This is a genomic window from Rhodococcus sp. PD04, assembly GCF_035918275.1.
GTDB classification, from domain to species: domain Bacteria; phylum Actinomycetota; class Actinomycetes; order Mycobacteriales; family Mycobacteriaceae; genus Rhodococcus; species Rhodococcus rhodochrous.
Genome location: NZ_CP142144.1, coordinates 335,935 through 356,518 on the forward strand (window position 1 = coordinate 335,935; position 20,584 = coordinate 356,518).

The 20,584-nt window shown below is 61.9% G+C and carries 15 protein-coding genes; 10 read left to right on the top strand and 5 right to left on the bottom strand.

The annotated features are described in order from the left end of the window. Positions 1–209: 209 nt before the first annotated feature. From U9J23_RS25880 to U9J23_RS25910, 7 genes are all read left to right on the top strand, one after another. Entirely contained in the window at positions 210–908 is a 699-nt protein-coding gene (locus tag U9J23_RS25880; protein ID WP_153008491.1) for an IclR family transcriptional regulator, read from the top strand. A gap of 899 nt (positions 909–1,807) precedes the next feature. Beyond that, positions 1,808–3,448 (top strand): flavin-containing monooxygenase, encoded by a 1,641-nt coding sequence (locus U9J23_RS25885; RefSeq protein WP_060655096.1) that lies wholly within the window; start codon positions 1,808–1,810, stop codon positions 3,446–3,448. Positions 3,449–3,488: 40 nt separating this feature from the next. After that, positions 3,489–4,937: an aldehyde dehydrogenase gene (locus U9J23_RS25890; protein WP_060655094.1), complete on the top strand. Its 1,449-nt coding sequence runs from the start codon at positions 3,489–3,491 to the stop codon at positions 4,935–4,937. 235 nt (positions 4,938–5,172) lie between these two features. Further along, on the top strand, positions 5,173–6,420 hold the full coding sequence (locus U9J23_RS25895; protein ID WP_272269611.1) for a CaiB/BaiF CoA transferase family protein: 1,248 nt from the start codon (positions 5,173–5,175) through the stop codon (positions 6,418–6,420). 275 nt (positions 6,421–6,695) lie between these two features. Beyond that, positions 6,696–6,980, top strand: coding sequence for a YciI family protein (locus U9J23_RS25900; RefSeq protein WP_060655090.1), 285 nt, complete (start codon positions 6,696–6,698; stop codon positions 6,978–6,980). A 392-nt stretch (positions 6,981–7,372) separates the two neighbouring features. Next, positions 7,373–8,278: an alpha/beta hydrolase gene (locus U9J23_RS25905; protein WP_060655088.1), complete on the top strand. Its 906-nt coding sequence runs from the start codon at positions 7,373–7,375 to the stop codon at positions 8,276–8,278. 165 nt (positions 8,279–8,443) lie between these two features. Then, a complete protein-coding gene (locus U9J23_RS25910) occupies positions 8,444–9,244 on the top strand; it encodes a crotonase/enoyl-CoA hydratase family protein (RefSeq protein WP_060655086.1) in 801 nt (266 codons plus the stop codon). A gap of 428 nt (positions 9,245–9,672) precedes the next feature. On the opposite strand, the gene U9J23_RS25915 is transcribed toward U9J23_RS25910, so the two are convergent. Next, on the bottom strand, positions 9,673–10,605 hold the full coding sequence (locus U9J23_RS25915) for an alpha/beta hydrolase (protein WP_060655084.1): 933 nt from the start codon (positions 10,603–10,605) through the stop codon (positions 9,673–9,675). Between the two features lie 431 nt (positions 10,606–11,036). Here U9J23_RS25915 and U9J23_RS25920 point away from each other — a divergent pair, with 431 nt between their 5' ends. The 3 genes from U9J23_RS25920 to U9J23_RS25930 all read left to right on the top strand — a co-directional run bounded on the left by U9J23_RS25920 (position 11,037) and on the right by U9J23_RS25930 (position 13,477). Further along, complete coding sequence (locus U9J23_RS25920; protein ID WP_060655082.1) at positions 11,037–11,333, top strand: Dabb family protein; 297 nt, start codon at positions 11,037–11,039, stop codon at positions 11,331–11,333. A gap of 73 nt (positions 11,334–11,406) precedes the next feature. After that, positions 11,407–12,333: an NAD(+) diphosphatase gene (nudC, locus tag U9J23_RS25925; protein WP_442802296.1), complete on the top strand. Its 927-nt coding sequence runs from the start codon at positions 11,407–11,409 to the stop codon at positions 12,331–12,333. Between the two features lie 970 nt (positions 12,334–13,303). Next, positions 13,304–13,477, top strand: coding sequence for a hypothetical protein (locus U9J23_RS25930; RefSeq protein WP_172415067.1), 174 nt, complete (start codon positions 13,304–13,306; stop codon positions 13,475–13,477). Between the two features lie 418 nt (positions 13,478–13,895). Here U9J23_RS25930 and U9J23_RS25935 read toward each other — a convergent pair whose 3' ends face one another. The 4 genes from U9J23_RS25935 to U9J23_RS25950 all read right to left on the bottom strand — a co-directional run bounded on the left by U9J23_RS25935 (position 13,896) and on the right by U9J23_RS25950 (position 20,496). Beyond that, complete coding sequence (locus U9J23_RS25935; protein WP_088899469.1) at positions 13,896–15,542, bottom strand: flavin-containing monooxygenase; 1,647 nt, start codon at positions 15,540–15,542, stop codon at positions 13,896–13,898. A 209-nt stretch (positions 15,543–15,751) separates the two neighbouring features. Beyond that, positions 15,752–16,897: an acyl-CoA dehydrogenase family protein gene (locus U9J23_RS25940; RefSeq protein ID WP_088899468.1), complete on the bottom strand. Its 1,146-nt coding sequence runs from the start codon at positions 16,895–16,897 to the stop codon at positions 15,752–15,754. A 143-nt stretch (positions 16,898–17,040) separates the two neighbouring features. Further along, positions 17,041–18,615, bottom strand: a complete 1,575-nt coding sequence (locus U9J23_RS25945; RefSeq protein ID WP_143543609.1) for a sigma-54-dependent Fis family transcriptional regulator — start codon at positions 18,613–18,615, stop codon at positions 17,041–17,043. A gap of 300 nt (positions 18,616–18,915) precedes the next feature. Then, positions 18,916–20,496, bottom strand: coding sequence for a long-chain fatty acid--CoA ligase (locus U9J23_RS25950; RefSeq protein ID WP_088899526.1), 1,581 nt, complete (start codon positions 20,494–20,496; stop codon positions 18,916–18,918). Positions 20,497–20,584 lie beyond the last annotated feature (88 nt).

Genomic DNA, 20,584 nt, shown 5'->3' on the forward strand with positions numbered 1-20,584 from the left:
CGGCCGGTCGGATCGGGGGGGCGAACGCCGGCCCCATCTCGGATGGACACTATCCAGTCCTCGACATCTACGCAATAGCGCATTATCTTACGTAATTATGTATCGGTTGGAGGAGTTCTCCCTGTTGATAGGCTCACGAAATGGCTGACACTCCTGGGTCCCCCGGAGCCGTGCCGGTCGAGAAGGTTCCCGGCCGTCCCCGGCACCGCATGGTCGATCGGGTGGCGTCGATCCTCGAACTCGTAGCCCGGTCCGAAAACGGCCTCACCCTCACCGCTATCGCACGGGCACTCTCCGCGCCCGTCAGTTCGGTCCAGGGCTTGATCAACGGTCTCGTCGCCGTCGGCTACCTCGACGAGCGCGACCGGATCTACACCCTCGGCACCGCGCCCTATCTTCTCAACGTCATCGCAGGCCGACCTCCGGTCACCTCGATCAGCCATGATCAGCTCGAGCAGGTCCATGCCGAGACCGGGTTGACCATCACACTGTCCACATCTGTCGGCGACGACCTGTTCTACGTCGATCACGTCTCTTCCGACCCGCATTACGCATACCTGGCAGAAAACCGGGTGCGCCGATCTCTCCTGCGTACCTCTGCAGGATGGCTCTTGCTGGCCGATCGCGATCAACGTGACATCTGGGCGTACCTCAACTCTCGACCATCCTCCGATGCCGACTTCGTAGAGCGCTTCCTGCACTCACTCGATGAGCTCGAGAACACCGGCGTATGCGTGGCACCCGGTGTGGCCGTTGAACATGCAGACGGGGTATCGGTCGCCCTCCGAGAACGCGGCCGGACCATCGCCACCCTCGGCGTGGTCGGGATACGGGAGACCATCGTCGAACGGCAGGACGAACTCGTCGAGATCTGCCTGCGATACGCCACCAAGTGGGGCTTTCGCTAGCCTGCAACACGGACACTGGTTCCTCGATGAGTCGCTCGACCCGGCTCGACGACCGTGTCGACCGACGCCACACCCCGCCTGACACAGAAACGGACCAGGGTTGATGCGGTCACTCGCGGTAAGCGACCGCATCCGTGAGCAACACGCGACGGCCAGGCCGCCGCCTCTCGAGCGAGCGTGACCCTCACATCGCGATCGGACCCGCCTGCTCGATCTCTCGACCTTCACCTAACAGATGATCGATTCCCGGTGCACCGCTCGACCACCGGATATATCGGAGGGTGCGCCTCCACGCGGCGCGACTTCCGGATCGAACGCCGCAGACCGTAACGGTCGGCAGGGTCCGGCAGACGCCGTCGATCACAGCGGAGGAACGTGCGCCCGAACATGTCTCGCACCCTGTAGCCACCATTCACATCGTTGATCTGCTTCTGATCTCCGGCCGGCCGCAGGGGAGCGTCGCGCAAGCACTCCACAACAGCGAGTTCGCTTCGCCCACGTCGTCGCCGTAGCACCCGTCCGCGACATCGGGCGGAACCGAGGGTCCCGCACTCGTCGATGTGCCGTCGACACCAAGCGACTCGGCCTGCACGCGCCCGAGTGTCAAACTCCCCCGCCGACAACAAACACCCCTTGTCCTGACATGGTCCCCCCTCGCCTTCAGAAGACGCGCAAACCTTGCCGCAGAGCGCCTATCTACTTATTTACGTATTTTTATTTCTAGTTGCGGATTTTTTGGTGGGTCGCTATTGTCGATTCATTCCATCTCCGTGACCCATGCCACACCCCATACGCAACGAGGTCGCAACTCCGACAGGCCGTTTGACTTTCGGAAAGCAAAGCCAGACACAACGCCCCGGAACTCTGCCCGCACGTCAGCCTCGGAAAGGTCTAGGCCCATGACATCAACCCATCTCCCTGAGCACGCCACGACGGAAACGCAGGATTACGACGTCATCGTGGTCGGCGGCGGTTTCGGCGGGATCTATCAGCTGCGCCACCTTCGGGACAAAGGGTTCTCCGTAATCCTGCTCGAAGCCAGTGGAGGCTTCGGTGGGGCCTGGAGCCTCAACCGCTACCCAGGCGCACGCGTCGACAGCCACGCACCCGTCTACCAGTTCACCGATGAATACCTTTGGAAGGACTGGAACTTCTCACAGATGTTCCCGGACCACGAAGAGATGCGCAGTTACTTCAACTACGTCGACTCCAAACTGGACCTGAGCAAGGACTCGCGCTTCAACACCAAGGTCGTCAGCGCGACGTTCGACGAGGACGAGCGGATGTGGACCCTCGTCTCACAGAACGACGAGAGCTTCCGCGCACGCTTCGTCGTGTTCGCAACGGGATCGACTACCGAACCCTACATCCCGAACATCCCTGAAATGGACGCCTATCGAGGTGAACTCGTCCACACCGCGCGGTGGCGAGACGACATCGACATGACCGGCAAACGAGTTGCCATCATCGGCACCGGCGCCAGCGCAGTCCAAGTAGTTCAGGAAGCCGGCCCTGTCGTCGAGAAACTCACCGTCTTCCAGCGCACGCCGAACCTCTCGTTGCCCATGCATCAGGAATACCTCACCGAGGAGAGGCAGGCGGTCCTGAAGGAGACCATGCCGGATGTGGCGGTCAAGTGTCGCGAAACGTTCGCTGCGATCGACTACGAGTTCGATCCCCGAAATGGCGTCGACACGTCCGAGGAAGAGCGTCTCGCACTGTTCGAACGTCTGTGGAATCAGGGCGGATTCGCATTCTGGCTCGGGAACTTCTCCGATTACCTCTTCAGCGAAGAAACCAACTCGATGGTCTACGAGTTCTGGAAGAGCAAGATCAAGCCGCAGATCCTCGACCCTGTCAAGGCCGACCTGCTGGTGCCTGACGTAGCGCCTCATCCGTTCGGAGCCAAGCGGCCGGCCCTGCACCAGAACTACTACGAGGTGATGAACCAGGAGAACGTCGAACTCGTCTCCATCCAGGAGTCACCGATCACCGGGTTCACGGCAACCGGAATTCGCACATCCGATGGTATCGAGCACGGAGAGTTCGACATCATCGTACTTGCAACCGGATTCAACAATAATACCGGTGCGCTCACTTCGATGGAGGTCCGCAACTCCGCTGGCGTTACCCTCGGCGAGAAGTGGCGCCAGGGCGTCGACGCATACCTCGGCGCATTCACCGCCGGCTTTCCCAACGCCATGTTCGTGTACGGTCCGCAGAGCCCCGCCGCCTTTGCGAACGGGTCCACGAACGCGGAGCTTCAAGGTGAGGTCATGGTCGAGTTCCTCGAATTTCTTCGTTCGGAGGGCCTTACCCGGTTCGAATCGACTCCCGAAGCCGACCAGACCTGGACCGATCACATCAACGGTACCGATGACATGGCGCTGTTCAAGCATGCAAAGTCCTGGTACAACGGCAGCAACATCCCCGGCAAGAAGCCCCAGATGCTTCAGTATCTGAACGGTCTGCCCATGTACCTGGATTTCTGGCACAAGGAAAAGGCGGCAGGATACACCGACGGACTGCGGGTATCGTGAGGTTTCGCTCAATCGGATTCAACCTCGGAAGAAGTGAATAATGCCTGTCATCAACAGCATTGAACGTGAACGTTTCTTCATCGACGGCCAATGGCGCAAAGCGAGCACCTCCGATCTGGCACCGGTGTTCGAGGCAGCAACCGAGCGCCCTCTGGGTGTTGCTGCGATGGGCGGGCCCGAGGAGATCGATGCGGCTGTGCACGCCGCACGGGCCGCACTCCAGAAAGGACCCTGGGGGCGCAGCACCCCCCACGAGCGAGCTACAGTGATGCGGCGCTTCGCCGACAGCCTCGAGCGTCGAGGAAGATCGACTGCAGAGCTCGTCAGCCGGCAGACCGGAATGATCTCCTCCTTGTCGGTGAGCACAAGCGCAACGGCTCCGGTAGCGATCCTGCGGTCCATGGCAGATCTCATCGAGACACGAACATTCGAGACCCGCCGACCCAGCAGCATGGGCTCCACCATCGTGCGAGAAGAACCCGTAGGAGTCGTCGGCGCAATTACTGCCTGGAACTATCCACAGCTCTTGGCCATGGCCAAGATCGGGCCCGCACTGGCAGCAGGATGCACTGTAGTTCTCAAGCCGGCACCGGAGACGTCGCTCGATGCCTATGTACTCGCAGAGGCAGCCGAGGAAGCCGGTCTACCACCTGGCGTCCTCAACATCGTTGCCGGCGGCGTTCATGCAGGCAAAGCCCTTGTAGCCCATCCCGATGTCGACAAGATCGCCTTCACCGGTTCCACTGCAGCAGGACAAGCGATCGGCGAGGTCGCCGGCCGCAGTTTCAAGAGAGTCTCCCTGGAGCTCGGAGGAAAATCCGCAGCCATTGTGCTCCCCGATGCCGACCTCGGCGTCTTTGCCAGAAGCCTCAAAGACGCCGTGCTCAAGAACGGGGGACAGACATGCACCACGAACTCCCGCATCTTGGTTCCCCACGGTAGGTCCAGCGAGATCATCGACGTCCTTGCGTCCTACGTAGACGGCTTGGTCATGGGAGACCCACTCGACGAGTCGGTAACCATGGGCCCCATGGTAAGCGAGCAGCATCGGGAGCGGGTGAGGAGTTACATCCGCCTCGGGCAGTCCGAGGGATTCCGAACGATCCGCGGCGGAACCGACTTCCCTCAGCAATGTCCCCGCGGCTGGTTCGTGTCTCCCACCATCTTCGAGGGTGTCGATAATCGCAGTCCGCTGGCACAGGACGAAATTTTCGGACCTGTCATCTCCGTCATCCCTTATGAGACCGAAGAGGACGCCATCAGCATGGCGAACGACACACCATTCGGTTTGGGAGGAGTCGTCTTCACCGAAGACACCGAACACGGCCTGAACATCGCGTCACGCATTCGATCCGGAACCGTGGGAGTCAACTACTACTCCCTCGATACCGGCTCCCCGTTCGGCGGCGTGAAAAACAGCGGAGTCGGCCGCGAATTCGGACCCGAGTCCCTGGACTTCTACCTCGAGTACAAGTCGATATACATCTAGGATTCGCAACGCCCGCAGACCCTCCATATCGCACTCGATAGTGCGCCCAGCCGGAGACTTCATCCCGATGGAAGGACCGAGTAGCTACACGGAGCATGCCCGTCGTCTTCAGCGTCGCTGACTATGGGCAACTACCCGCGGTCGATGCAGGTCAGCGATGGCTGAGAATACTCCGTTCATGCTTTGTCCCTCCCTCCGGAGGCCAGCGACTTCCAACCGCACAGAATGAGCAATCATGCCTGAATCCTCATCTGCCATCCTCCCGGCCGAGACTCGAGAATCCGCATCCGAGACTCTGCGTCCACGGACCGGCGCACTCACCGACATCCGGGTCGTCGATCTTTCGCGGGTGCTGGCCGGCCCACTGTGCGCGCAAGTGCTCGCCGACCACGGTGCCGACGTGATCAAGGTGGAGCCACCTACTGGTGACGACACACGCAGCTGGGGCCCGCCTTTCGTCAAGGACGACCACAGCGCCTACTTCGATAGCTTGAACCGCAACAAGCGGAACATCAGTGTGGATTTGCGTACCGAGGCCGGCCAACAACTGCTGCGCACGATGCTTGCCGAAGCCGATGTCGTCATCGAAAACTTCAAGGCGGGCACCCTTGCGAAGTGGGGACTCGACGACGACGTGCTCGCCGCCGAATTCCCGCGACTCGTGCACTGTCGAATCACCGGGTACGGAGTCGACGGGCCGCTCGGTGGTGCTCCCGGCTACGACGCAATTCTCCAAGCCTTGTCGGGGCTGATGAGCATCAACGGTGAGCCCCACGGTGATGCCATGCGGATCGGGATCCCTCTGGTCGACATCATCACGGGTCTCAACGCTGTGAACGGCATCCTCATGGCACTTCACGTGCGGCAAAAGACCGGACGCGGGCAACTCGTGGATCTGGCACTACTCGACAACGCTGTGTCGATCCTGCACCCACACGCCGGCAAGTGGTTTGCCACCGGCGTCGCGCCGGAGCGGACGGGCGTGGCACACCCGACGATCTGTCCCTATGAAACGTTCACCTGCGCCGATGGCCCCTTCTTCATCGGTGCCGGCAACGACCGGCAATTCCGCGCTCTGGTCGTGGCGCTCGACGCTTCAGACCTGGCCGACGACCCGAGATTCGTCACCAACTCCGACCGGATGGCAAACGCAGCTCAACTGCGCGACATCCTCGGCGGCCTCGTCAAAACTTGGCAGCGCGAAGCTTTGGCGGCCCTGCTACGGCGAGCCGGCGTACCGTCGGGGTCGGTGAACAATGTCGGAGAGGCCCTTTCGCTACCGCAGGTCCGTCACCGCGAGATGGTGGTCGAGTGTGACGGCTACCGGGGTCTCGGCGTACCCGTCAAACTCGCTGGGTCCCCCGGTGCTGTGCGGTTCGGGCCGCGCGACCGTGGCGCCGATACCGATACTGTGCTAACAGAACTCGGACTTCTCGAAGACGATATCGAGCAGCTGCGCGCCGCCGGGGCACTGCCCGAGTAACAGCTCACCTGCACGGCGGATCTTGGCCATGCCTACCAGCAGAGCTGGTTCCACACACAGCTGCCGGCAAGGTCACCGACCGTATGCAAGCCACACCGTCGTCCGGCCGTTCAACGCCGATCGCGTTCTCTCCGTTCTATATTCGCCGTCGTTCACCAACAGGTGTTGCAAAATAGGACACTGGTGATCTCATCCCTGCTTCTAGCGTTCTAAAGTGCGCATTCTCCTGAATATCCGCACCGTTTCACATCCCGTATCCCACTCAAGGAGTGACCATGGCCCTGTTCGCTGTTATCTGGTCGTACACCACTGACGCATCCGTCAAAGAGGCTGCTCATGCCGACCACCTGATCTTCGTCAAGGACGCGGCCGCCAAAGGCGTGCTGCAGGAAGCGGGCGCCTGGACCGACGGAGCCGGCGCGCTGCTCGTGTTCAAGGCGGACAGCGAAGACGACCTGCAGGCCCTGCTCGCCAAGGACCCCTATGTCACGCAGGGTGTTGTCGTCGACCAGAGCATCTACCAGTGGAAGCCCGTCATCGGACCCCTCGTAGGGATCTGAGGACGACCCGGCTGCTCCACCTCGATGGAAAGAAGTTGCAGCATCTCTTCATTGAGTTGCAATCAGCACTCTTCCAGTAGCGTCGGCACAAACAACCCGCACAACTTGCATCTGTACGTTCGCATAGTGAGCGACGGATGCGAAGAGTTCGATCAGCGACATCGCGGAACCATCACATCACCGCCTCGACGGCGCAAGCCTCGACGCCGAACCGATGTGGCGATCGATGAGTACCGACATTTCGACAAACCGAGGCAATCGTTGACCTTCCCAAGCGGCCTTTTCTGATCAGCCGACTGGGTGGGATGACACCGTGCGTACGCGATACACGAGCTTCACGCCTTCCTGATCAGTCAATCTCCTTCTCGACCGGTGATGAAAGTGAGCAACACATGTCCGTGAGCAAAGAATCGCTGTTCCTCAACGACCTGTACTCGTCCTGGCTTCGACGGTCCGAAGGTATGGATCTCGCAGGTCAGCGAGACATGTTCGAAGAATGGCATCTTCCCACCATCGAACCCACCGATGTCACGTATGAAGAAGTAACAGCCAACGGTGTGCCGGCAACATGGGCCAAGCCGCTGGGCGCCGCCGAAGACCGAGTGATCGTCTTCACGCACGGCGGCGGATTCGTGACAGGTTCACGCTTTTCCCATCGCAAGCTTGCAGCACACCTCGCCAAACTGGCAGGAGTTCACGCACTCGTGGTGGACTACCGGCTCGCGCCGGAGGCAAAGCATCCAGCACAGCTCGAAGACTGCATTGCCGTGCACAAGTGGCTCCGTACGCAGGGCTACAAGGCAGAACATACGGCGACGGTCGGCGACTCGGCAGGCGCACATCTCGCCATCTCGACAGTGTTCGAACTTGCGGGCATGGGACTTCCCATTCCGGCCGCCGTTGTCGCTCTTTCGCCGTGGCTCGATATGGAGATCAAGGGGTTGACGATCGAATCGAACGACGCAGTCGACGTCCTGGCCAAGAGGGCAGTCCTCGAGATGATGCGGGAGAATTTCCTGACCGATCTCTCGGAAGCGACGGACCCGCGGGCTAACCCCCTGCTCAGGGACTACACAGACTTCCCTCCCGTCTATGTATCGGTCGGCGGCTATGAGACTCTGCTCGACGACTCGCGCCGGGTCGTCGAGTTGATCGAAAAAGCAGGGAGCGAAGCCGTGCTCGACGTGGTCGACGAACAGCAGCATGTCTTCCACTTCAACGCGGGACGAGCACCCGAGGCGGATCAGGCACTGAACCGGATCGCCCAGTGGCTACGGCCGAAGTTGGGGCTCGCCTGAACACCGCATGTAGGGCGTGCAACTGAAAGCACAGCGCGCCGACGAAAGAGGACGTGTCTCGGCGGCGGTCTGCTTCGACCAGACCGCCGCCGAGTCCGTTCGCATGCCAGTCAGCAGTGCACTATCCGAACCATCGATTGCAGTGAAGATCGGGAAGACACATACATGGAAAATCCAGTTCTCGTAGAACGCGACGGATTCATCGAAACGTGGACGATCAATCGGCCGGCTGAACGCAACCCAGTCTCAGGGATGGATGTCGTCGACGCATTGGTCGCATGCGTGGATGCCGTCAACGCCGATTACGGGGTACGCGCTGTCATTGTCACTGGCGCGGGATCGACCTTCTCCGCCGGCGGCAACGTCAAGGACATGGCGAATCGCCAGGGACTGTTCGGCGGGAAACCTCACGAACAACGCGATGGCTATCGCGCCGGGATACAACGGATCCCACGAGCGATGTACAACTGCGACGTACCTTTGATTGCAGCGGTGAACGGTCCTGCAATCGGTGCCGGGTGCGATCTTGCCCTCATGTGCGACCTCCGAATTGCCAGCGAGAAAGCGTTCTTTGCTGAGAGCTTCGTCAAGCTGGGCATCATCCCGGGTGACGGGGGTGCGTGGCTGTTGCCGAAGGCGGTCGGTATGGCGCGGGCGGCCGAGATGATTCTCACGGGCGACCGTGTCGACGCAACACAGGCTCTCGAGTGGGGATTGGTCTCGAACGTCGTTCCTCCCGATCAGCTGCTCGACGAAGCTCGCGCACTCGCCAACAGAGTGGCCGCCAATCCTCCGCACTCGGTACGGATGGCCAAGAAACTCCTGCGCGAAGGGCAGCACCAGAGCCTCGACAGTCTCCTCGAACTGTCCGCTGCTCTGCAGGCGCTGGTTCAGCAGACCACCGATCACACGAGAGCAGTCGACGCCCTCATGGAGAAGCGAACTGCCGCATTCACCGGCGAGTGACGATGCCTCACGTAGCAAGCTCCTCGATCAGCGGTGCGGACACGTGGACGGTCGGCAAGGCAACCGCATCAACAGGAACGATGTCGTGAAGTTCGACGAGTCCTCTTCGATCGAGCACTGGTCTACTGACTGTTACCTCAGTGCCAGGGGCAGGACGAGGAACATGTTGTTCACCCGCCCGAGTTCGGACGTCTCGACCTCCCTGAGTTGCCCGAAGAGGAACCGGACGACCGTGTGCGTGTCTCGTGCACATCCAGCGCTCGAGAATTGTGTGACGGCGGGCCCGCCACTTCGAGGAGCCAGCGGCTGGACCAGGCATGTGCTCCGTGAGGACCTGAGTGCAACACGCCGGCGGGCACGCGCTGAGCGAGCAACGGGTGGCTGCACTCGCAGCACATGACTGCGGCACAGCCACCGGTTACTCGTACTCAGCGAGCGAACTGTTTGCCGAGGAATTCGACAACCGCGCTGTGCAATTCAGCGCTGCGCGGAACTGCACCGGTCATCCAGTACACGCCATGGACAAGACCGCTATACAGTTCGACCTGGACCGGGACACCCTGTTCCGTCAGCATCCGCCCGTAGTTCAGGCATTCGTCGCGGGTGACCTCGTACTCGTTGACCAACATCAGCGTGGGAGGAAGCCCCGCCAAACTCTTCGCCTTGGCCGGCGAGGCGTACGGGTTCTCGGCGTCTTCCAGTGTGGCCAGGTACTGCTCCCAGAACCAGCCGATTGCTGCCGCGGTGATCAGGTATCCCTCGGCATTCTCCTCCCATGACGGGAAGCGTGCCGTGCCGTCGATAACCGGATAGACCAACACCTGAGCACATAGGGCCGGTGAGCCGGTATCACGTGCCCGAAGTGCGGTGACGGCGGCGAGATTGCCACCGGCACTGTCGCCCATGATGGCGACACGCGTCGCATCACCACCGAAGTCGGCGACGTTGTCGACTACCCAGTTCAAAGCAGCGAACGCGTCTTCGGGTGCGGCAGGGAACTTGTGTTCGGGAGCGAGCCGGTAACTCACGGCGGCCACGATGACTCGGGCGTCCGCGGCCAGCGCGCGACAAGGCTGCTCGGTAACGTCGAGGCTGCCCGCAACCCACCCGCCGCCGTGGATGTACACCACAACCGGCAGGGGCGCATCGGACTCCGGAATGTACAGACGCACGGCCTGGTCGCCATCCGGTCCGGGGTAGACCGTGTCGACGACACGAGCAAGATCCGCCTTCGGCGCCTGCAGTCCGCTGAAGGATTCGATGACCTCACGGACTTCAGCGACACTCATCTGCTCGAACGACTTCAGTCCCTGCTCGTTCAACGTGTCTATCAACTGCTCGACTACAGGATCGAGTGCCATGGTGATCTCCTTGATGTGATAGGCGGACTGGTCAATCGCCGAGTCGGTGGAGTCACACTACGAGGAGGCCCGAGCGGACGAGTGTCCGAAAACAACACACCTGTCTGTCTGTCCCGGTTCTCGGAGATGTGTGTTGCACAATCGGACACACCGAAGGTCCATCACTGTTCTACCGTCACCCACGTGACCCACAGACGGCCAGAATCTCCCCATCACCGTTCGATGATGGGTCCGGCACCGCGAGGGACCCACCAGAGAACGGGTTCACCCTCGAGGTGCTCTCGAGAAGTGGGTTCCCCTGTACGCTCACGCACTGTGGGGAGAGCTGTTCGGTCGCCGCACGTCAGGGTGAGGACACATCAACGGCTCTGAAAAACGCGCCGCCCACTTCGGGTGTCGAGCTCGAATTATGCTTCCAGAGAGGGATTATCATGTTGCATCACGTCGTAACATTCATATGGAAGAAGGACATCACCGACGAGCAGGTCGAATCGTTCCACAAGGCTCTTGACGCGATATCGGCGAGCATTCCCCAGGTCGTCGAGTTTCGTTACGGAAGGGACCTCGCCCTCAAGCCCGGGATCGGCGACTATGCAATATCTGCGATTTTCGAAGACGTCCCCGCCTTCCGCGCATATCTGGCCCATCCCGATCATGTGCGCCTCGTTGAGGAATTCATTTCGGTGATGTCCGAATCGTACTCGTCGATCCAGTTCGAGTTTGCCTGACGGCAGTGCCGGCCGCACGCTCACGAACGAAGTGCCGGTCGACATGGTCGCTCGTTACGGAAGGTTGTGATCAGTGGTGAACGCTGACGGTGTCGGGGGTGCCCTTCCTGGCGATGTCTTGAGTCGCCCTGTGGCGCTACGTGACGATGCGACCGCGCAGGCGAGGGCATGGCCGGATGCGCGGCTGCTTCGCGTGAACGGTGCCGGTCAGGTTCGCATCATCGATGGACAACTGCTCCTAGAGTCGGCTGCCGACTATTGTTCCCAACCTCCGACACACGCGGTCTTGTTGGGAGTTGTTGGTACAGTGCATCAGTGGGCTGTACGGGACGAGTTTCTCACGGAGGCCCCCATGGAGAGCGCGGGCATCGAGTTCGGTGACCTGCGGTCACACGGAGCACTTCTCGATGCTGTTGATGCCGAACGGTATCTCACCGCGCAGGCCCTGCTGATGTGGCAGGACGAGTCCCACTTCTGCGCCAAGGACGGGGCACCGATGACGATCACCTCGGGTGGTTGGACGCTCGTGTGCACTGCGTGCGGTCGGGAGGAGTACCCGCGGACCGATCCTGCGATCATTTGCCTGGTACATGACGGGGCGGACCGCGTGCTGTTGGCGCGACACGCGGCGTGGCCGGCGCGGAACTTCTCGACGCTGGCGGGATTCGTCGAGGTCGGTGAGTCGCTCGAAAGCTGTGTGGCGCGGGAGATTGCGGAAGAGGTCGGTCTCGTTGTCTCCGACGTGGCCTACGTCGGAAGTCAACCATGGCCGTTTCCGCGTTCCCTCATGCTCGGCTTCCATGCCGTCGCCGATCCTCGAGAACCGCTCATCTTCAGTGATGGTGAGATCTGCGAGGCTGTGTGGTGTTCCCGCGCGGAGGTGAAGGAGGCCCTCGCCGCCGGCGACTGGGCTAGTTCGGTCGATGCGCCCGTGTTGCTGCCGGGGAAGGTCTCGATCGCACGGCGCATGCTCGAGGCATGGGTGCGAACTGCTGGCTGAACGTCCGGATTGATCGCCGCCGACCTGTCATCGGCCAGCGCTGCTTCGGAGGGATCGGCCTTTGTTGGGGTTTCGGCCCCGGCTCGGTGGGATCCCATGGGGCTGCCATCGTGATGTAAGGGTCGCTTGTGGACGACGATCCGGAGTCGCATGGTGAGGGCACGCGCTGCGGCAGTCCTGATCTGCATCGTGCGCGCTTTTCCTCGGGTGTGTCGGTGCTGAGTCCTGTCAGCCGCCGCTGACAGGACTCCCATCGGCGACGATTGGCCGCTCACCCAAGGGGAGGTGATGCAGCTCAGCAGAGTATAAACGAATACTGGTGTTGTATAACGGAATTGAGTATAATTTTCGCGTCGACAGTATTGTGGTTGCCAGCTGGCGCGGCCCACTTGTCGGCGGTTCGTCCCACGAGCATCCACCACGGGCAACATGGTCGCCCCGCGGTGTGCATGCAGTGGCGGCGAGGCGGCGTGCCTCCATCTCCGGGCACGGGCAGATCCCGATATCCCCCCTGCGTTCGGGCTGCCGGGGTCCCGCTTCGGCGATCGACCGATAGTCGAAGCGGGGCCTTCCGTCCATTTGTCGATGCCGCCTTGTCGGTGACCTTCGCTCGATCCCCCGACACGTCAGCGCGGCTCGCGGCTCGGGGCTCGGAGGACCGGGTGCGGTGGTGTTCGTGGCGGATCGTCGGGCGCCGGGATCCCGTGAGCCAGGGCTACGGGTGTTTCGATCTTCCCGCGATATCGACGGGACATCCTCGCTGCGATTTGCCATAGAAGCCGATGATGCGGGCTCTGCTCTGTCCGCCGCCCTGACGGTGTTACCGACCCGGCGAGCAGCAGATCATGTATACGACTGCCCACTCGATGTCCCGGCGCCGGCCGGGCACCGCCGACGGGTGGGCCGGTTGTCTTCGGCCCTGGGAAATCGCAAGTCCCGGTGGCATCGGTCGTTGCCGCGACCATGTTTGATGGCCGACACGATCGACCGGATCGGCCGGAAATACCGCGACGACGGTGCCCGCTTCGCGGCGGAGGAAGTTGACGACCTCGCCGGAGTGCGTGCCGAACACCGCAAGGCTGCGCCCATCATCCGGTGCACCGGCACGAGAAGAGGGCAGCGGCTCCGTAGCGGGTGTGTGTGAGGACGCGTGCCCCACGATGCTCTGACAGCAGATGAAGGCTCATTTCTGCCTCCACATCAGGCCGGTCCCGTCGTTCCGTCACAGCGCCTTCTTGCACGTCAGGGTCGTGGCTACACCCTTCCAGGTCCGTCATCGGTTCGGTTCGAACCAGAACTCTGGACAGTCGCAGATCTCGCTTGGGCGATCCACGTCGTGTTCGTGTGCTGTCGTTTGATTCGTCTCGCGTACATCGCGACCGCATCACCGATGCTCGCGCCCGCCTCGCCTCTGGCGAAACCTGCTCGAAGACAATGCTCTCTCAGTTCCATCACTGCCCCATCGACGCAGTCGATGCCCATCGGGATCAGGGCAGCGAACCCCGTCGAGCGGATGCGCTTGGGCTACTGGGGGACCCAGTAGCCCAAGCGTGTCCGTCTCGTCAGTCGGTCTCGTAGGTGTCGTAACCGTTGGACTTGATTTCTTCCCAACGAGCAAAGTACTGAGGGACTCCCCCTGAGTAGTTGAGCATCTGTGCCGGCTTACCGGGCACGTTTGCACCCCAGTACCAGGAACGTGCCTTCGTGAACATCGAGTTCACGAAAAGCTCGTCGACGTGTGCGCGCCACTGCTTCTCGGACTCTTCGGTGTTCTCGAACCGTGTCGCACCCTTCTCGCGCAGGTGCTCGAGGAATTCGACGACGATTTCGCCTTGGTACTCGGCAGATGTCGGGCCGTTGCAGAACCCGGACGGGCTCTGAGGTCCGTACAGGAACATCATGTTCGGGAATCCGCGGGTTGACAGGCCCAGACACGTGTCGACACCGGACTTCCACTTGTCCTGAATCGTCAGGCCGTCGACGCCGGTGATATCGATGGCCATGATCCCACCACGGTTGTTGTCGAACCCTGTTGCCAGTACGAGGAGGTCGCATTCGATGACACCGTCGTCGGTTTCGACACCATGGGGCAGCACCCGTCGAATCGGCGTGACGTTGGAGTCGATGACATCGACGTTGTCCTGATTGATGACATCGAAGTAGTCCTGTTCGAGGGAGGGACGCTTGACGCCGTAGGGGTGCGGAGGCGTCTCCGGTGCGACGATTGCCGCTTTCTTGGGGTCGGTGACCCGCTCGAGGACCTTGCCACGCCAGAAGTCGTAGAACGTACGGTTGGCCTCCTCATCTACAAGGATGTCCTGGAAGTTTCCGAGCCACAGCTCGAAACCACCTTCTGCCCACATCTTCTCGTAGATCGCGTCGCGCTCTTCCTTACTCAGGTCGGTGGCGTTCTGCGGAATGAAATCGAAGTCGAAGCCGGCAAACGCCTTGTAGCGCGTAGCAAACCGCTCGGGCAGTCCCTTCCGGAAGTGCTCGTTGTCGTCAGGGGTGAGTTTGCGTTGCTGCATCGGAAGTGCCAGATTCGGGGTGCGTTGGAACACGGTGACGTGTTCGGCGACATGACCTGCCTCCTGGACGACCTGTACACCACTGGCGCCGGTACCGATGACGACAACTTTGCGGCCACTCATATCCACGCCCTCTTGAGGCCAGCGCGCAGTGTGGTAGCACTCACCGGCGAAGGAATCGAGCCCTTCGAGATTCGGATACAGCGGCTTGGCGCCGAATCCTGTGGCAACAATGACCTGCCGTGCCTTCTGGATCTTGCCGTCGGCGGACCGTACGGTCCACTGGCGGCTTTCCTCGTCCCACGTGCATGCTTCGGCGAAAGTGTCGAACACGACGTCGCGGGTGAGGTCGAGCTGTGCGTCGACATAGTTGAAGTACTCACGAACCCCCTGGTGACCCGGATACAGTTCGGTGAAGTCGTACTTCTTCCACAGGTCCTTGTACGAGAACTGGTAGATCTGTCCGGTGCTGTCGGTACGGGCTCCGGGATAGCAGTTCCACCACCAGATTCCGCCCAATCCACCCGCGGCGTCCCAGACTTTGACGGTGAAACCGAGATCGCGCAGTCGGTCCAATGCGTACAGGCCGGAGAATCCTCCCCCGATGATCAGAACATCGAGTACGTCATTGTTCGAGTGCGAGCCGCTGCGGGTCGCTGTGGCGACCTGGGATTCGGTCATGTGGTCCTCCTGGAGATTTCCCGGGACGGGTGTTTCCGCCCGGACATCTACGACGGTAGAAGCGAACATGTGATGTGAAGTGTCCGAAATCGAGTCAAGACAATCCGATACGACACACGTATTAGTAAGCAGCACAAACTAATTCGCTTACCGTGCGACATTCGAACCCGCTGCACTCACGACAGAACGATCGGTACTCCACGCCGAGATCAGAAGCCCAGATCGCGACCGATCAGTTCTTTCATGATTTCGTTCGATCCCGCCCAGATCTTCGTGACCCGGGCATCCCGCCAGGCTCGTGCCACTCGGTACTCGTTCATGTAGCCGTATCCCCCGTGCAGTTGCACACAATGATCGAGGATCCGGTTCTGGATCTCCGCAGTCCACCACTTCGCCTTGGCCGCATCGATCGGTGTCAACATCCCCTCCGAGTGGGCTTCGATGCAGCGGTCGACGTAGGCCTGTGTCACGTCGAGCTGTGTCACCAGTTCGGCAAGCAAGAACTTGTTGTGTTGGAACGTTCCGATGGACTGCCCGAATGCCTTCCGTTCTCGGCAGTAGTCGATCGTCTCGAGCAGAATCTGCGCAGCGTGCGCGAGATTGGCAATGGCGCATCCGAGTCGTTCCTGGGGCAGGAAGGACATCATGTGGATGAATCCTCGATCGAGCTCGCCGATCACGTCGTCATCGGTGACGCGCACCCGGTCGAGGAAGAGTTCAGCGGTGTCTGCTTCGTCCTGTCCGACCTTGTCGAGTTTGCGGCCACGCTCGAATCCGGGCAAGGACGTGTCCACGCCGAAGAGGGTAATTCCCTTGGCCTTCTTCGATGGAGAGGTACGTGCAGGAATGATCACCAGGTCTGCAGAGTAACCGTTGGTGATGAATGTCTTGGCACCCGAGAGCAACCACCCGTTGCCGTCCCGCACTGCGGTGGTCTTCAGTGCGGCCAGATCCGATCCCCCACCGGGTTCGGTCATTCCGATGGCAGTGAGCACGTCCCCGGAACACAGTCCTGGGAGCCACCTGGCCTTCTGTTCGTCGGTGGTCAGGTGCACCAGATACGGCGCCACGACGTCACAGTGAATACTCACGCTCGACGCCAACGCGGCGTTCATCCTGGCCAATTCCTCGATGAGAACCGCATTGAAGCGATAATCCCCTGCCTCGACACCTGAATATCGTTCGGGTACTTCGAGTCCCAACAGGTCGTGCTTACCCGCGGCAAGCCAGAACTCTCGCGGCAATGCCCTATTGGCACGAACGTCGGCGGCCAGGGGCTCGAACCATCGAGCGAGAAACTCGCGGACAGAGTGTCGGTAAGCCTCGTGATCATCGCCGTACACCGTTCGCTTCATGATGGGTCATCCTTCGGATCGGGTGGACGTCACCGTCCAGACGGACGATGTGAGGAGGCAAGGAGTGATTGCCTACCCCATATCATCGTCTCGTTCACCGTGCCGTTGGAGATGTCCCGTTATGCGACAGAGTGTTTCAGGGGTCAGGAACCGAACGTTTCGTTTTCCAGGCCCAGTGCGCGGATCTTGCGGTAGAGGGTCGAGCGGGCCACACCGAGTCGGTGGGCGGCGAGGGATTTGTTGCCGTCGGACTCGTCGAGGGCGCGGACGATCGCTTCGCGTTCGGTGCGTTCGAGCGAGGTCAACCGGCGGCCGGCACCGAGGGTGCGGTAGTCGGCGGGCAGATGTTCGAGTTTGATGTCGAATCCCATCGACCGTGCCGCCGCGGTACTGAGCACCGAGGCGAGTTCGCGCAGGTTGCCGGGCCAGTGATGGTCGATCAACGCCCGATGCGCGGCCGGTTGCAGTTGCGGGGTCGGACGGTCGGGGAATTCGGCGGCGAGCAACTCCCGCGCGAGATCGGTGAGATCTTCGATGCGCTGGCGCAGCGGTGGGATGCACACACTGCGCCGCACATGGGTCTGCACCTGATGGCGCAGATCGTCGGGGGTGCTCGAGGTGGCGGTGGCGATCACCGGTGCACCGAGCTCGACGGCGGCGTCGAGCAACCGCCGGGTAGGAGCGACAGCGTCGTCGGGGACCTCGTCGAGGTGCTCGAGGATGCACGCGAAACTGCCGGACAGACGCGCCCGCAACTCGGCCACCGCCGAGGGGGTCAACGTCGACGCGTCGACGCTCGGGACCGGGGCGTTCGGTCCCCAGCGGTGCTGGATCTGCCGGGCCAGATGGGTTTTGCCGACACCGGACTCGCCGATGATCAGCACCGGCGCGACGGTCGCGGCGATCTCGTCGACCCGGTCCTGGAGTCGGTGCGCGGCCAGGCTGCGGCCGGCGATACGCGTCGCCGGCGCCGCACCGGCGGGCGCGGCGGGGGCCAGGCGGGCGCGCGGACGCGGCGGAGCCGGGGAGGCCAGCGGGCGCAGTTCGATGATCGCGCTGAGCGGATCGGTGGACTCACCGACCCGGCGGGCATGGACCCGCACGTCGATCCCCTCGGCGAAACGCAGCGGTCCTTCCCATTCGTCCTTGGCGGCCAGATGGGTGCTGATCCAGTCCCAGATCATCATCTGATCGGTCGAGTCCATCAACCGTGACACCGTCGGGGTCGCGATCACCGTGTCCCGGCTCATCGCCACCACCGCGGCGTGGCCGCGGCGTTTGCTGCGCATGTATTCGCGCAGCAGGTTCTGCTCGCTGCGGGCGGACAGGGCGAACAGTCGTTCTTCGATGTCGCGTACCGCCGAGAGCACCAGCGGTGCCATCAGCTCGTTGACATCGTCGACCTGGCAGGTGATGTCGACGATGCCGGTCACCGCGCGTGAGACCGGGTCGACGATCGGGGAGCCGACACAGGCCAGCGGGTGCAGCGACTCGAGCAGGTGCTCTTCCCCGCGGACCCGGAACGCTTTGCGTTCTTCGAGGGCGGTGCCGATCCCGTTGGTTCCGGCGCATTCTTCGGCGAAGATGAACCCCGGGGCGACCTGGGCCCGGTCGAGACGACCGAGCAGCGACCGCTGCCCGGCCCGCCGGTCGACGATGGTCGCATCCTGCGAGGCGAGCAGGATCGTCACCGGTGCATCGGCGAGTTGATCGGCCAACCGATCCAGGACCGGCCGCGCCGCACGCACAAGCTTCGAGTCTGTGGGGGTATCGATGTAGCGCAGACGAGAACCGTCCGAAGCCGCCCCGATGGCACGGCAGCGGCGCCAGGACTGCTCGATCTCCGGCCGCACTCGTGGCGAAGCATTGTCATACCTGTCGGAGTCATACCTATCGGAATTGCGATCGTCTACGTGCATGCCAAGCCGCTCGGTCACGTCATCACCACCTCGAACACCTCACGGTCAGTACGAACATTATGTAATAGAGGTCACATGGACCATGGGTGTCCCAGAACGCTACACCACGGACTTCTGGGCCCACATCCGGCGCATGCGCACCTTGTCCAATTTGCCCACTGACGTCTTGGGGACCTCGTCTACCCGCACGAACGTGTCGGGGAGCCAGAACTTCGGCAGGGTGACCGCCAAGTGGGCCCGAAGCTGATCATCGGAGACCTCCTCCGTTGTCCGAACCCACGCCAAGGGGCGCTCCTGCCAGGTTTCGTGCGGTACCGCGATGACAGCGGCTTCCACCACCGCCGGATGCAGGAGCAGCTGGTTCTCGACCTCGACGGAAGAGATCCATTCTCCTCCGCTCTTGATGAGGTCTTTGACCCGGTCGCGGATCTCCAGCCGGCCGTCCGGGTGGATCACCGCGACGTCGCCGCTGCGCAGCCAGCCGGCGTCGAACGCCTCGGCGGCGCGGTCGTCGTCGAGGTACGTCCCGGTCACCCACGGCGAACGAACCTCCAGCTCGCCGGTGGTGAAGCCATTCCACGGCAGCTTCCGACCCTCTTCGTCGACGACACGCACCTGGAACAACGGCAAGGGTCTGCCTTGGCAATCGGCCGAGTTGCTGAAAGTTCCCATAGGGGAGGTTTCGGTCATCCCCCACCCGTTGACGGTCGCCACTCCCCGCTCCGCCCACCACCTCACCAGCACTGGTGGCAGCACCTGCCCGCCCAACCACATGGTCTGCAAACTTCCGAGGTCGTAACGCTCGGGATCGGCATCGAACTGTGCACGCATGAGCGCCGCCACGGCCGGGGCGCCGACGAAGACATCGGGTGTCTGATCCGTGATGATGCGCAGCAGCTCCGCGGGCGAGGGGTGCGGCCCGGGGAGGACGAGACGTGCGCCCTGCAGCACCCCCGCGTACGGAACACCCCAACTGTGTACGTGGGACATCTGCGTGGCAAGCAGGTACGAGTGCCGACCGTCGATCGCGACGCCCCCGGAAGCACTGATCGCCATCGCGTGCAGCACCGTACTTCGATGGCTGTACACGACCCCCTTGGGCAGCCCGGTGGTACCCGAGGTGAAACAAATCGACGATGCGGTCGTCTCGTCGAACTCCGGGAATTCCCCGATCGGCACGGCATCGAGCAGCAATCCGTCGAACGACCACCAGGTCACCTCTGCAGATATCGAATACTCGGCCTGCTCGAGATCACCGATGACCACCACATGCCGGATCCGCGGGAGGCGCGGGAGAATCTCGAGGAGTACGGGCAACAGATCAGCGTCGATCAGCACAACCTCGTCCTCGGCCTTGTCCATTGTGTAGGCGATGTGCTCGGGTGACATCCGATGGTTGACCGTGTGCAGCACTGCCCCGCACGCAGGAACTGCGTAGTAGGCGACAAGATGCTCGAAGGTGTTCCAGGCCAACGTCGCAACCCTGGTTCCGAACCCGATGCCCAAGTTCTCGAAGGAACCAGCAAACCGGCGTGCGGTCGCGCCGAGATCGCGGTAGGTGAACTCTCGGTCTCCGCGGGTTGCGTCGCACGAGACTCCGACCCGGTCGGCGAAGACGTTCTCAGCACGCCACAGCAGCGAGCTGATCAGCAGTGGACGATCCATCATCGTGGTGAGCATGGCGCATTCCTCCGGATCAGGTGAGCGAGGGTACGACCAGCCTGCACACCAACCCTGGCACCGAACCGTCCGAATTTGCGACAGCGCC